Source organism: Actinoplanes sp. NPDC000266, from assembly GCF_042899005.1.
Classification (GTDB): Bacteria; Actinomycetota; Actinomycetes; order Mycobacteriales; family Micromonosporaceae; genus Actinoplanes.
On record NZ_JBIAZI010000011.1, the window covers coordinates 285,657 to 298,376 of the forward strand.

The 12,720-nt window shown below is 68.9% G+C and carries 12 protein-coding genes and 1 tRNA gene; 7 read left to right on the forward strand and 6 right to left on the reverse strand.

The window, feature by feature from the left end; translation table 11 throughout:
- Positions 1–47 precede the first annotated feature (47 nt).
- Both ACFY36_RS38880 and ACFY36_RS38885 read right to left on the reverse strand, forming a co-directional pair.
- The gene (locus ACFY36_RS38880; RefSeq protein WP_499750893.1) at positions 48–1,205 is read right to left on the reverse strand and encodes a branched-chain amino acid ABC transporter substrate-binding protein; all 1,158 of its coding nucleotides are present in this window, start codon (positions 1,203–1,205) and stop codon (positions 48–50) included.
- 211 nt (positions 1,206–1,416) lie between these two features.
- Positions 1,417–2,040, reverse strand: coding sequence for an ANTAR domain-containing response regulator (locus ACFY36_RS38885; protein WP_499750894.1), 624 nt, complete (start codon positions 2,038–2,040; stop codon positions 1,417–1,419).
- A gap of 128 nt (positions 2,041–2,168) precedes the next feature.
- On the opposite strand from ACFY36_RS38885, the gene ACFY36_RS38890 reads away from it, so the two are divergent.
- The 3 genes from ACFY36_RS38890 to ACFY36_RS38900 all read left to right on the forward strand — a co-directional run bounded on the left by ACFY36_RS38890 (position 2,169) and on the right by ACFY36_RS38900 (position 3,613).
- A tRNA-Leu gene (locus tag ACFY36_RS38890) sits at positions 2,169–2,242 on the forward strand.
- A gap of 35 nt (positions 2,243–2,277) precedes the next feature.
- Positions 2,278–3,024 (forward strand): helix-turn-helix domain-containing protein, encoded by a 747-nt coding sequence (locus ACFY36_RS38895; protein WP_499750895.1) that lies wholly within the window; start codon positions 2,278–2,280, stop codon positions 3,022–3,024.
- A gap of 451 nt (positions 3,025–3,475) precedes the next feature.
- On the forward strand, positions 3,476–3,613 hold the full coding sequence (locus ACFY36_RS38900) for a hypothetical protein (RefSeq protein WP_499750896.1): 138 nt from the start codon (positions 3,476–3,478) through the stop codon (positions 3,611–3,613).
- A gap of 237 nt (positions 3,614–3,850) precedes the next feature.
- Here ACFY36_RS38900 and ACFY36_RS38905 read toward each other — a convergent pair whose 3' ends face one another.
- Entirely contained in the window at positions 3,851–4,651 is an 801-nt protein-coding gene (locus tag ACFY36_RS38905) for a hypothetical protein (protein WP_499750897.1), read from the reverse strand.
- Positions 4,652–4,685: 34 nt separating this feature from the next.
- Positions 4,686–5,234, reverse strand: coding sequence for an RNA polymerase sigma factor (locus ACFY36_RS38910; RefSeq protein WP_499750898.1), 549 nt, complete (start codon positions 5,232–5,234; stop codon positions 4,686–4,688).
- 186 nt (positions 5,235–5,420) lie between these two features.
- On the opposite strand from ACFY36_RS38910, the gene ACFY36_RS38915 reads away from it, so the two are divergent.
- Positions 5,421–6,230: a hypothetical protein gene (locus ACFY36_RS38915; RefSeq protein ID WP_499750899.1), complete on the forward strand. Its 810-nt coding sequence runs from the start codon at positions 5,421–5,423 to the stop codon at positions 6,228–6,230.
- Positions 6,231–6,373: 143 nt separating this feature from the next.
- On the opposite strand, the gene ACFY36_RS38920 is transcribed toward ACFY36_RS38915, so the two are convergent.
- Both ACFY36_RS38920 and pyk read right to left on the reverse strand, forming a co-directional pair.
- Complete coding sequence (locus ACFY36_RS38920; protein WP_499750900.1) at positions 6,374–7,258, reverse strand: acyl-CoA thioesterase; 885 nt, start codon at positions 7,256–7,258, stop codon at positions 6,374–6,376.
- Positions 7,255–8,691: a pyruvate kinase gene (gene pyk, locus ACFY36_RS38925; protein ID WP_499750901.1), complete on the reverse strand. Its 1,437-nt coding sequence runs from the start codon at positions 8,689–8,691 to the stop codon at positions 7,255–7,257. The genes ACFY36_RS38920 and pyk overlap by 4 nt, the downstream gene beginning before the upstream one ends.
- Before the next feature lie 257 nt (positions 8,692–8,948).
- Here pyk and ACFY36_RS38930 point away from each other — a divergent pair, with 257 nt between their 5' ends.
- From ACFY36_RS38930 to ACFY36_RS38940, 3 genes are read left to right on the forward strand one after another with little or no spacing between them, the layout of a single operon-like run.
- On the forward strand, positions 8,949–11,825 hold the full coding sequence (locus tag ACFY36_RS38930; protein WP_499750902.1) for an HD domain-containing protein: 2,877 nt from the start codon (positions 8,949–8,951) through the stop codon (positions 11,823–11,825).
- A complete protein-coding gene (locus tag ACFY36_RS38935; protein ID WP_499750903.1) occupies positions 11,822–12,289 on the forward strand; it encodes a hypothetical protein in 468 nt (155 codons plus the stop codon). The genes ACFY36_RS38930 and ACFY36_RS38935 overlap by 4 nt, the downstream gene beginning before the upstream one ends.
- A complete protein-coding gene (locus tag ACFY36_RS38940) occupies positions 12,286–12,714 on the forward strand; it encodes an NUDIX domain-containing protein (protein ID WP_499750904.1) in 429 nt (142 codons plus the stop codon). The genes ACFY36_RS38935 and ACFY36_RS38940 overlap by 4 nt, the downstream gene beginning before the upstream one ends.
- Positions 12,715–12,720 lie beyond the last annotated feature (6 nt).

Genomic DNA, 12,720 nt, shown 5'->3' on the forward strand with positions numbered 1-12,720 from the left:
GCACGTTTCGCAGCTCAAACAAACCGTCAGAGAAGACCCGCCAAGGGTCAGCTCTTCGGCGCCTCCTGGTCGGCCACGATCTTGCCGCCCTCAACCTTGTACGCCCAGATCGCCACCGCGGACGGGTCGATCTCGCCGTTCTCCTGGAACTTGAAGCTGGTGGTCACGCCCTGGCCGGTGTAGCCGTCGACGAAGGTCTCCAGCTTCTCCCGGGTCGAGTTGCCCGCCTTGATACCCGCCAGCAGGATGTTGGCGGCGTCGAAGGCCTCCGCGCTGTACGTGCCGGCCTCACGGCCGACAGCGGCCTTGTAGTCGGCCGCGAACGTGCCGCCCGCCTTCTCCGGCGGAACACACGGGCAGGTCAGGATCGCGCCCTCGGCGTTGGCCGCACCGGCGCCGTCGACGAACGCCTGGTCCTTCACACCGTCGCCGGCGACGAACTTGGCCTTGCCGCCCGCGTCGCGGTACTGCTTCAGGAACGGCGCGGCCTCACGGTAGTAACCGCCCCAGAAGATCGAGTCGGCGCCCGAGCTGTTGATCTGGGTGACCAGCGCGCCGAAGTCGGTCTGCTGCTCCTTGACCACGGCGTTGCCGTTCACGACCGAGCCCAGCGTCTTCTTCACCTGGTCGGCGAGGCCCTTGCCGTACTCCGACGCGTCGTCCACCACGAAGGTCTTCTGGACCTTCATGACGTCCTTCATGTACAGCGCCAGGCCAGGACCCTGCGAAGCGTCGTTGCCCAGAGCGCGGTGGAACGTCTTGTCACCCTGGTCCGCCAGCGCCGGGTTGGTCGCCGACGGCGTGATGATCACGACGCCTTCCTTGCTCATGATCGGGTTGGCCACCTTGGACTCACCCGAGAACGCCGGGCCGACCACGCCAAGGATCTTGGCGTCCTGGACGACCGAGGTCGCCAGACCGGACGCCTGAGCCGGGTCGCCGGCCGAGTCCTTCTCGACCAGCTCGACCTTGCAGTCGGCGTTGGCCTTGTTGTATTGGTCGACGGCGAGCTTCGCGCCGTCGCGGATGTTGATACCGAGCTGCGCGTTACCGCCGGTCAGCGCGCCGAAGAACGCGATCTTGCTGCCACAGGCAGCCGCGTCCGTCGAGTCGCCTCCATCGTCATCGCTGGCACATGCCGCCGCGCCCAAAAGAAGGCCGACCATAGCCACGCCGCCGATGGCTCGTGCGAGAGACTGCCTCAAGGTTGGAACCCTCCTCCATACCGAACCCACCGAGCCACTGGCGGCCGATTGGCACTTGCGTACCGACGCAACCACGCCGTGCCCCGTTATGGGCCGGGACGTTATCCCAGGTTCCCGGGCTGCCAAAAGACTTCGATCGGGCTTTCATCGAACCGTTACGTCTCGTGACGCCTCAGTCGGAGGAGGTGTTACAACCGCACTACCCGCAAGATCAACTTTGTGTGGCCTCGGCGCCACCGGCATCCTGACCCTCCGCCAGGATCCGGTCGGCCACCTCACGCATCGTCATCCGGTGGTCCATCGCCGTCCGCTGAATCCACTTGAACGCCTGCGGCTCGGTCATCTGGTACTTGGTCATCAGCTCGCCCTTGGCGCGCTCCACCGACTTGCGCGTCTCCAGACGATCGGTCAGCCCCGCCACCTCGGACTCCAGGGCGGCGATCTCCGAGTACCGCGACAGGGCGATCTCGATCGCCGGCACGAGGTCGGACTTCTGGAAAGGCTTGACCAGGTACGCCATGGCGCCCGCGGCCCGGGCCCGCTCCACAAGATCACGCTGGCTGAACGCCGTCAGGATGACAACCGGGGCGATACGCCCACCGGCGATCCGCTCGGCCGCGGCCAGCCCATCCATGATCGGCATCTTGATGTCAAGAATGACGAGATCAGGCCGAAGCTCCTCGGCCAGGCGCACGGCGGTCTCCCCGTCCCCGGCCTCGCCGACGACGTCGTAGCCCTCCTCCACGAGCATCTCGGCGAGATCGAGCCGGATGAGGGCCTCGTCCTCGGCGATCAACACCCGCTTGCGCTCGGCACCAGCCTGCGAGTCGGCCACGGAACTCCTACCCCCAACGATCCTGAAGACACGACACCCCGGTATGCGGGTGTCGCCGCCCTAAGCGTAGTGGGTAGGCTGTCCGTGACTCATCTTGGCGGGAGGATCTCCGGCGGATGGGCCAGCCGGCCCCTGTATTCCAACCGGCAGAGAAGATGGTCTCAAACACCATACAGTGTGGGTTCGAATCCCACCGGGGGCACAAAAACTGTCACACCCTTCCTCGATGATTCGGGGATGCACCCCTCCCATCTGCGCGAGGAAGCCCTTCGATTGCACGCCGACGGCGTGCCATTCTCCGAGATATATCGGCGGCTCGGGCTGTCGAGGAATACCGTCGCCTGCTGGCTCTACGGCCGCGGTCGGCGAGCAATAAAGATCGACAATCGGTGCCCACGCTGCGACCGGCCCATTCGCAAGATCGACGACCCGCCGGCCTACGCCTACCTTCTCGGCCAATATCTCGGCGACGGTCACCTGCTGATGACTCAACGGGTCCCCCTCCTGACGATCACCTGCGATCTGCGCTACCCGGGCCTCATCCACGAGGTGTCCCACGCCATGGAGGCGTGCGGCGCCAAGACCGTGGGATATCAGGAGCGGGTGGGATGCATGAGCGTCCGGGCACATTGGACCCATTGGCCCTGCCTCTTTCCTCAGCACGGCCCCGGCATGAAACATCTTCGCGAGATCGCATTGGCCGATTGGCAGCAGGAAGTGGTCGACAGTCGGCCGGAGAGGTTTCTGCGGGGTCTCTTCCATTCCGACGGCAGCCGCTTCATCAACACCATCGAACGAAAAGGCAAGAAATATGCCTATCCGCGCTACCAGTTCGTCAACGAGTCCCGCGACATCATGCGGCTCTGCCGGCAAAGCCTCGACCAGCTCGACATCAGCTGGCGGATGTCACGGCACAACACTCTTTCCGTGGCGCGCCGCGAGGCGGTGGCCCGGCTGGACGAGTTCATCGGGCCGAAGTGGTGACGGGAGTGTGTGGCTGTGCATCCACCTCACCTTCGTGAGCGGGCGATCAAGCTCAGGGCTGAGGGCGTGCCCTTCGGCGACATCTGCCGTGATCTCGGGTTGCCCCGGCGGACGGTGGGTCATTGGTTCTACGGGGACCGGCCTCGGGCGCGCGCGGAACGGGAGGCGAACAGGCCGCGCTGTGCGCGCTGTGCCGATCCACCGCGTGCGTTGGAGGACGGGGTGTCGTACGCCTATCTGCTCGGTCTTTATCTGGGGGACGGCCATCTCGTCACTTCGGCCAAGGTGCCGGTGCTCCGCGTCTACTGCACGGCGAGCTGGCCCGGGCTCGTGAGCGAGTGCGGCGAGGCGATGCTGCGTGTTCTCGCCCGCAAGGTGTGCCACCTGCGCCGGGGCGGTTGTGTCGTGGTCGAGAGCTCTTCCCGGCATTGGCCCTGTTTTCTTCCGCAACATGGGCCGGGGGCACAAGCACGAGCGGCCGGTCGTTCTCGCGCCGTGGCAGGAGCCGCTGGTCGAGACGTACGGCGGATCGTTTCTGCGCGGGCTGTTCCACTCCGATGGCTGCCGGGTCGCCAATGCGACGCGGTGAGAAGGTCTACACGAATCCGGCGACATCATGCGGCTGTGCCAGCAGTCGCTCGACCGCCTCGGCATCAGCTGGCGGATGTGCCGGCGCAACATGCTGTCGGTGGCGCGCCGGGAAGCAGTGGCCAGGCTGGATGAGTTCGTCGGGCCGAAGTCGTGACCCATCGCCTGTTGCACTCCGTGAGCGGCGGACGACTCGTCGAGCGCAGCGTGATGACAACCGGTGACTCTGGGTTAGGCATCAGCGAGGCGCCGTTGCTGACGGTGGTGCTTTCTTGTCTGCTTTCGGCGTCTTGGCCGGCGGCGGCGTCACTCCGCTGGGCGGGGAACCGGTTCGCCGGTTTTCCGGGTGTTCAGTGGAATTGTACGGTGGGCCGCCGCTAGGGGAAGCCGAGCGGCCGGGAAGGTCCGCCGACGGTGGGGTGGGGTGCGCGCTCGGGTTCCCCGAGGGGGCCGGCGGTGTCGGCGGTCCTGACGGCGGCGCGGGTGACGCTGACTGTCTTACCTTTCGGCAGTAGTTGTCTATCGCCCGCTCGCTGCCGGCTTCGGCGATCAGGCGGCGGCGGTCGTGGGTGGTCAGCGGGGCCGCGCCGCGCCACGCCTCGCAGCGGGTGAAGGCGGCCACGTCGACCGAAGGGCCCGGGCCGGGCCGGCTGGGGGCCGGCCCGGACTCGGACGGGGTGACCCGTGGGGACGGGGTGCCTGTTCTCGGCGCAGGTACGCCCAGCGCCGAGAACAGGCGGTGCGCGTGCTGCTGGGCTTCCTGGGGGAGGTTGCCGGTGCGGGCGGCCACGGCCGTTCCGGTGAGGAGCAGGAGAGCCAGACCGGCCGTGGCGGGCACGAGCACGGCCCGGATCCTCGCCGGTCGTCGGCGGCGTGCGGCGCGGGCAGCACGTTTGCGTTCCGCGGTGAAGGCGTCGACCAGGTGCTTCTCGCCGCTGAGTTCGGAGGCGGTGGCCGGGGCACGGGCCGCCTCGATCAGGCGGCGCAGACCGGGGTCTCCGGCGGCGAGGTCGGTTTCGGAGCTTCTCCGCTTGCGCATCGCATGAAGGAGAGCGCGCAGGTGCCGCATTTTGTTACACCCCCTGCCGGCTGGGGTGGCTGCGGTCGCGGACCTGAGGATGGGTGGCGAGGCGCTTGAGTCCGCGCATGGCGGCGATGCGTACGGCACCCGGTCTTTTGCCCAGAATGTCGGCCGTGGTGGCGACGTCGAGGCCGATGACGACGCGGAGCATCACGGCTTCGGCCTGGTCGATGGGCAGTTCGGCGATCAGCGCGATGGCCCAGGCGGTGCCGTCGTTCTCGAGGGTGAGGGTGGCCGCGTCGGAGGCCGAGGCGGCAGCAGGGAGGGGCGGGGTGGGGCGGCGGCGCATGGTGTCGAGGCCTCGGTTGCGGGCGATCCGGAAGAGCCAGCCGCGGAAGGCGGGCAACTCGCCGTCGAACCGGTGGAGGTCGCGGATGACCTGGAGCCAGGTTTCGCTGGCGGCGTCCTCGGCGTGCTCGCCGGCGATGACCCGCAGGTAGCGCAGCACGCCGGGGTGCAGGCCGCGCCACAGGGTGGCGAAGCCGCGGCGGTCACCGTCGCGGGCGGCGCGCAGGGCGTCGGCCAGGGGGTCGTCGGGCACGGGGTCTCCGGGTGGTGGGGGCGTGCCGTTGATACCCAGGACGGGCACGCGGAGAAACCGGCCTCTGGGGAGGGGCTGTGAATCCGGCTGAACCGCAGGTGGGGTGGGTCGGCGGATGTTGTCATGGTTCGGACACGTTCGGCTGGAGGCCTCATGTTGTGGTCCGGTTCCTCGCCCCTGACGGTCATGCGGAACAGCATGTGGGGTTTTCTGATGTTCGCCGGGGTGGCGTGGCTGGCGATCGGGTGGAGCGTGATGCGCCTGGAGCCGGCGGACGTGGTGAGCGTGGCCGGGCCGGTCATCTTCTTCGGGGCGTTGTGTGAGGCCGTGCGGGCTTTGGCGGGCACGCGGACGTGGTGGTTGAACGCGTCGATGGCGGCGCTGTTCACGGCCACCGGTGTGATCGTTCTGCTGGATCGGGACGCGACCTACACGACGCCGGCCTCGCTGGTCGGGTGGTTCCTGATGGTGCGGGGCGCGGTCGACGTGGCGGTGGCGACGATGAACAGGGGCGCGGACCGTACCTGGGGCCTGATGTTGTCCCTGGGTGTGGCGCAGGCCGGGCTGGGGTTCTTCGCGTCGAGCCCGCTGTCACGGGCGGCCGATCCGGTGCTCGTCACGCTGGGTGGACTGGCGTTGTTGCGCGCGATCGCCGATCTGGTGACCTCGTTGCGCTTGCGGGAGGTTTCCGCCGTACGCCCGGACGTCCTGAACCTGTCTCCCGAACGCGAGGAGGGCGTGGCCGGTTATTCGGCGGGTCTGACCGATTTCGAGGAGGCGCCGGAGAAGCCGCGGGCGCGGCATCGGGCGGTGGACGCCGACGCGCGGACCTTCCACGAGGAGGTCGTGAACACGACGCGCGATCTGGACGCGAAGATCGCCGAGGCGGGTGTGACGGGTACGGCCGCGGCCGCGCACCGGCTGCCGCCCGACAAGGACATTCCGGCTGTTCCGGACACCGCGGAGAGCATGGCGGAGGGCGAGCGGCGCCGCTAGGGACCAGTCTCCCCCGCCCCGCCGGGCCGGGATCCGTCAGTCGGCCAGTCGCCGGGCCGGGATCTCAGCCGGGCGGGGCGTCCGCATAAAACCGCTTCGGAGGTACGCCACGACAGGCGGCCCGCAGCGAAAAGGCGACCCCGCTACGCGCGTTCGCCGATACGGCGGAGCAGGCCCTCCTGGACGGCGCTGGCGATGTGCCGGCCGTCGCGGGTGAACATGCGGCCGCTGGCCAGGCCCCGGCTGCCGCTGGCCGAAGGGCTCGTGCAGTCGTACAGGAACCATTCGTCGGCCCGGAAGGGGCGGTGGAACCAGAGCGCGTGGTCGAGGCTGGCCCCGATGACGCCGCCCGGTCCCCACACCTCGCCGTGCACCGACAGCACCGAATCCAGCAGCGACATGTCCGACGCGTATGTCAGCGCGCACGCGTGGATCAGCGGGTCGTCGGGCAGTTTGCCGTCGATGCGCATCCAGACGCGCTGCTGTTCGCTGGCCACCCGGTCGCCCGGCGGCACCCAGCCGGGGGTGTTGACGTAGCGCACGTCGACCGATTGCGGCGCGGCCGCGAACGCTCCCCGGCGTGACGGGTATCTGCGGACCCAGTCGGCCATCGTCTGCACGTCGTCCGGGCCGGGCACGCCGTCCGGGGGCGGCGTGTGGTGGTCGAGTCCTTCCTCGCGGACCTGGAAGGAGGCCGACATGAAGAAGATCGTCTTGCCGTGCTGCTGTGCCGTCGAGCGGCGCACCGAGAAGGACCGGCCGTCGCGGATCGTCTCGACCGTGAACCGGATCGGCTCCGTGGGGTCGCCCGGCCGCACGAAGTAGCCGTGCAGGGAGTGGACCGTCCGGGAGGGATCGACCGTCCGCCCGGCGGCGACCAGGGCCTGGCCCGCGACCTGGCCGCCGAAGACCCGCTGGGCCCCGGTCTGCGGGCTGGAGCCCTGGAAGGTCGCGTCGTCCAGCTGCTCGAGGTCGAGGATCTCGAGCAGCTGGTCGACGGCGGCCTGTCCGCTGAGCGGTTCGGTCACAGCGAGGCGGGGTCGACGAGGTCGCCCAGCCGGTGCACGCGCAGCGTGTTGGTGGAGCCGGGCGCGTTCGGCGGGGAGCCGGCCACGACGACCACGTAGTCGCCGGGCTTGGCCAGGCCGAGGCCGAGCATCTTCGCGTCGACCTGACGGAACATGTCGTCGGTGTGCTGGACGAAGTCGGTCAGGAACGTCTCGACGCCCCAGGCCACGGCGAGCTGGTTGCGGACCTCGGGGACCGGCGTGAAGGCGTACAGGGGAAGCTCGCAGTGCAGGCGCGAGAGGCGCCGCACCGTGTCGCCGGTCTGGGAGAACGCGACCAGGGCCTTGGCGCCGATGTTCCGCGCGATCTGGGAGGCGGCCACGGTCAGCGCGCCGCCGTGGGTGCGCGGGTCGTGCTGGAGCCGCGGCACCGGGATGGAGCCGCCCTCGGTCGTGCTGACGATCTTGGCCATGGTGCTGACGGTGAGCACCGGGTACTTGCCGACCGAGGTCTCGCCGGAGAGCATGACCGCGTCGGTGCCGTCGAGCACGGCGTTGGCGACGTCGGAGGCCTCGGCGCGGGTCGGGCGCGAGTTCTCGATCATCGAGTCGAGCATCTGGGTGGCCACGATGACCGGCTTCGCGTTCTCGCGGCAGAGCTGCACGGCGCGCTTCTGCACCAGCGGCACCTGGTCGAGCGGGAGCTCGACGCCGAGGTCGCCGCGGGCGACCATGACGCCGTCGAAGGCGAGCACGATGGCCTCGAGGTGCTCGACCGCCTCGGGCTTCTCGACCTTGGCGATGACCGGGACGGTCCGGCCCTCCTCGGCCATGATCTCGTGGACGAGCTTGATGTCGTCGGGCGAGCGCACGAACGAGAGCGCGACCATGTCGCAGCCGAGCCCGAGGGCGAAGCGCAGGTCCTCGGCGTCCTTGTCGCTGAGCGCCGGGACGCTGACGGCGACGTTGGGCAGCGAGACGCCCTTGTTGTTGCTGACCGGGCCGCCCTCGACGACCAGGCAGCGGATGTCGTTGCCCTCGACGGCGGTGACCTGGATGGCGACCTTGCCGTCGTCGATCAGCAGACGGTCGCCGCTCTTCACCTCCTGCGGGAGCTTCTTGTAGGTGCAGGAGACCCGCTCGGCCGTGCCGAGGATGTCGTCGCTGGTGATGGTGACGAGGTCACCGGTGTTCCAGACGTGCGGGCCGTCGGCGAACTTGCCGAGCCGGATCTTCGGGCCCTGCAGGTCGGCGAGGACCGCCACGGCCCGGCCGGTGTGCTCGGCGGTGCTGCGCACGAGGTCGTACACCTTCTGGTGATCCTCGTGGCTGCCGTGGCTGAAGTTCATGCGGGCCACGTCCATGCCGGCTTCGACGAGGCCGAGCATGCGCTCGGGGGAAGCGGTCGCGGGCCCCATGGTGCAGACGATTTTTACGCGGCGTGTCACGGCCATCAGGCTAGTCTCTCTTCCTCATCGGCCTGGCGGCCGACCCCCGTCGCCGGGATGAACTACGTATGTCGGGCGGCGAGGGTCCCCAAGGGTCTCTCGGGCGCGCTGCGCCACCTGCGCGGGCTTCGACGACCGCGGCTTCAGCTTATCGGCCCGGCTCCGGCCCGCTCACGTGTACGCCGTAGACCGTTCGGCCATCGTCCTCCGGCGATGCGACCACTACAGTCCGTATTGCCGTGTTCCTACCCGAAGGGAGCCACGTGGGCGACTGGGGTCCGCTGGGCGATGTGCTGCGGGCAAAGGCTTCGGACCGCGACAGAGCCAACGTCAAGGACTTGGTGTCGTACGCCCGTAGCTTGCTCAAGCTCGTTCGGGAGAGCTTTCCGACCTACACGATGCACGACGAGCAGCACTCCGAGAACGTGATCCGCCTGATGGGCCGGCTGGCCGCGCCCCGCATCGAGAGGATGAGCGGCCTGGAGGCGGCGCTGCTGATCCTGGCCGCGTATTTCCACGACGCGGGCATGGCCTACAGCCCGGCCGAGATCGCCGCGATCCCCGGCGAGGACGAGTTCCGGGCTTTCCTCGACAGTCATGACGAGGCGTACGTGTCGGCCCAGCACCACGGCGGCAAGCCGCCCCCGGCCGTGATCGAGCAGTACTGCCGTTCGCGGCACGCCGACCGGGTCCGCGTCCATCTCGACCGCTGCGAAAGCAAGCTGCTCCAGTGGGACGGCAAGTCGATCATCGACCAGCTGGAACTGGTGTGCCGCAGCCACAACGAGCCGGCGGCGGCCCTGCACGAGCCTCGCTTCCGCACCGACTTCCTCTACCAGGCCGACCTGCGCTTCTGCGCGATCATGCTGCGCCTGGCCGACATCCTCGACCTGGACGACACCCGCGCACCGCGGGTGATCTACGAGCACCTCGCCCTGGCCACCCGCACCACCAGCGACCGGGAGTGGCACAAACACCTGGCCGCCCGCGGCTTCGAGTTCCCACCGGCGCCCCGGCCGAACTACACGCTGCAGTTCAGCGCCGAGTCCACCGATCCGGGCGACGAGCATCGCCTGCGAGCCTTCCTGAAGGTCATCGAGGACGAGCTGCTCCAGTGCCGCGGCGTGGCCGACTTCTGCGACGAGCGCTGGCGCGGCATCCCCCTGCCGGCCGAGATCGACACGATCGGGATCCGCAGCGACGGCTACAAGTACGGTGAGTTCCGCTTCGAGCTCGACCGGACGGCGGTCCTCGAGCTGTTCACCGGCGACCAGCTCTACGACGACCCGTGCGCCTTCGTCCGCGAGCTCCTGCAGAACGCGCTGGACGCGATCCGGGCCCGGGACCACCTGTTCGGCCACGAGTCGGACGGCGTGCGGGTCTCGTGCTGGGAGGACGACAGCGGCTATCTCTGGCTGCGCGTCGACGACGACGGCATCGGCATGGACGAGGCCGCGCTGCGCGGCTACTTCCTGCGCGTCGGCCGTTCCTTCTACCGGTCGACCGAGTTCCAGGCGGCGATGACACGCAGCGGGCGGGCCGACAGCCCGTTCGGCGTGATCAGCCGGTTCGGCATCGGTGTCCTGTCCTGCTTCATGGCCGGTGACCGCGTCGAGGTCGCCTCCCGTTCGGTCCGCGGCGGCAAGGCGGTACGCCTGTCGATCAACCGGCATGACGACTATTTCGTGATGCAGGAGCAGGGCATGACGGGCCGCCCGATGCCCGGGCCAGGCGAGCCGGAGCCGGCCTTTCCCCGTAACCCCGGCACGAGCATCGCGGTGCGCATCGACCCGGACCAGACCGGCCTGCGGCTCGACGGGTTGCTGGCCCGGCTGCCGGCGTATCTGTTCGCGCCGCCCGTCCCGGTGACGGTCAACGGCCGCCCGGCCAACGGGCCGACCGAGCGGCTGATCACGGAGCCGATGCTCGCCCGGCCCGAGATCGCCGACCTCGGCGAAGGGCTGCAGCTGGCGGCCATCCCGCTGGACCTCACCCGGGACGGAGGATGCGACGAGCTCAACGGCCAGTTGCTTCTCTACGCGCTTCTGGAAGCGGACGCCCAGGGGACCGACCGGTTCTCCTCGATCGGGCGCCCGCACCGCTTCGAGGACAGGGACAGGTCCGCGAGCCATGTGGAGCTGAGGCACTACACGAAGGGCCACCAGCGGCGGAAGACCGTCCTCGCCCTGTCGGGGCTGCCCGGCGGCGCGAGCGCGGCGGGCGCGGCCGAGCGGAGCTCGACCTGGGGGTACAACGGCATCACCCTTCCCGCCCTCTCCGACCACGACGACCTGCTGGAGGGAGGCGAGATATCGATCATGCTGTACGGATATCTCGATCTCTCGGGCGAGCTGAGGCCGGACCTGACCGTGTCACGATCGACGGTCCGCGCGATCCCGTTCGCGGTCCACTCCGCCGTTCAGCTGGCCACCCGCCGGGCGCTGCGCAAGGCGATCGCCGGCCATCCCGGCCTGGCGAAGGTCGCCGTCCGCACCGGTTGTGCCGAGCTGTCGGGGCCGGCGCCCGGTGAGCCCTACACGGCGGGCGCGCTGCGGGCCGACCGGCTTCTGCGCGACGGATCCTGGAGGTCGGAGAGGCTCCCCGAGTTCCGCGGCCGCAGCGCCGACGACCTTCTGGCTGATTTCCGCGAGGGCAAGGATCCCGGCTTCATCCTCCGCCCGCCGGACCCGCGAAGGGTGACCGACGGGCGGAGATTCCCTTTCGACGACGTCATCGCCTCGGCCGTTCTGCATTTCGGCGTCGACGTCGAATGCGAGCCCGACAAGGACATCGCGATGTTGGCGGTCAGATCCGCGTCGCCTCCGCAGCACCTGCCCGGAGCCGACGCTTTCGCCCCGATGTTCGCGGTGCCCTTCTCGGGATCCGGACGGGTGGCGCGGGCCAACCGGATGATGAACGCGCGGCACCCGCTGACCATCTGGATGATGACGAACGCCGACGCCCTGGCCGAGCATCTTCCCGCTCTTTTCCAGCGTGTGTTCCGGTTGGCCACACATCTGGAGGACGTGGCCGAGCTCAATTCCGCGGTCGATCGGGCGGCGCGGAGCGGGCGGGTGCCGGCGCCGCCGCCCGGGTCCTATCTACGGCAGGACAAGAATGGTTGGTGGTGGTCGCTGTGACGCAGCCAGGTGTGGATCGGGCGCAGGCTTTCGAGGTCGAGCGCTACAAATATCTCCTTCAGCAGTTGCACACCGTCAACGAGAACGTCTATCGGTTCCTGGCCATTTATCAGACGCTGGCCACGGTTCTCGTAGGGGCCGCTCTCACCCTTTTCGTACGCTATGACGACTGGAAGATCGAGCGGGAGATCGCGCAGATCGGGATCGTGGCGATCCTGCTGCTGGTCACGGTGATCGCGGCCTTCACGATTCTGCTGATCGTGGTCGGGGTGCTGACCTGGCTCGACTACCGGCGTGAGGAGTGCGAGCTGACCGAGGAGGCGGTGCGGCCCGGCTATCGCAAAGCGCCGGATCCGAGGAACTTCTGGCGCTGGTACGAGACGTACATCGTGCTGTTCATCGTCGGGTCTGTGGGTTTCATGTGGTTGGGCGCCGCCCTCGTTCTGCTGCCGGCGATGGCATGAGGCCGGGCCACGACTTCATCGGGGTCGGGGTGGGCGCGATGGTCTTCGACGCCGAAGGCCGCGTCTTCCTCGCCAAACGTGGGCCGCAAGCGCGCAACGAGGCCGGTCTGTGGGAGTTCCCCGGCGGGATGGTCGACTTCGGGGAGCGGCTGGCCGACGCTGTCGTCCGGGAGTTCCAGGAGGAGTACGGGATGACCGTGGAGGTCGTGGGCCTGCTCGGTGTCTCCGACCATCTGCTGCCCGAGGAGGGGCAGCACTGGGTGTCGCCGAGCTTCGTCGCGCTGCACAAGGGCGGCGTTCCCGAGATCAAAGAGCCGGAGAAGTGCACGGAGATCGGCTGGTTCCGGCTGGCCACGCTGCCGGACGGGCTCACCACGGCGAGCCGGGACACCCTGGCCGCGTACAAAGCGAATCGGCCCGCCTGACGAACA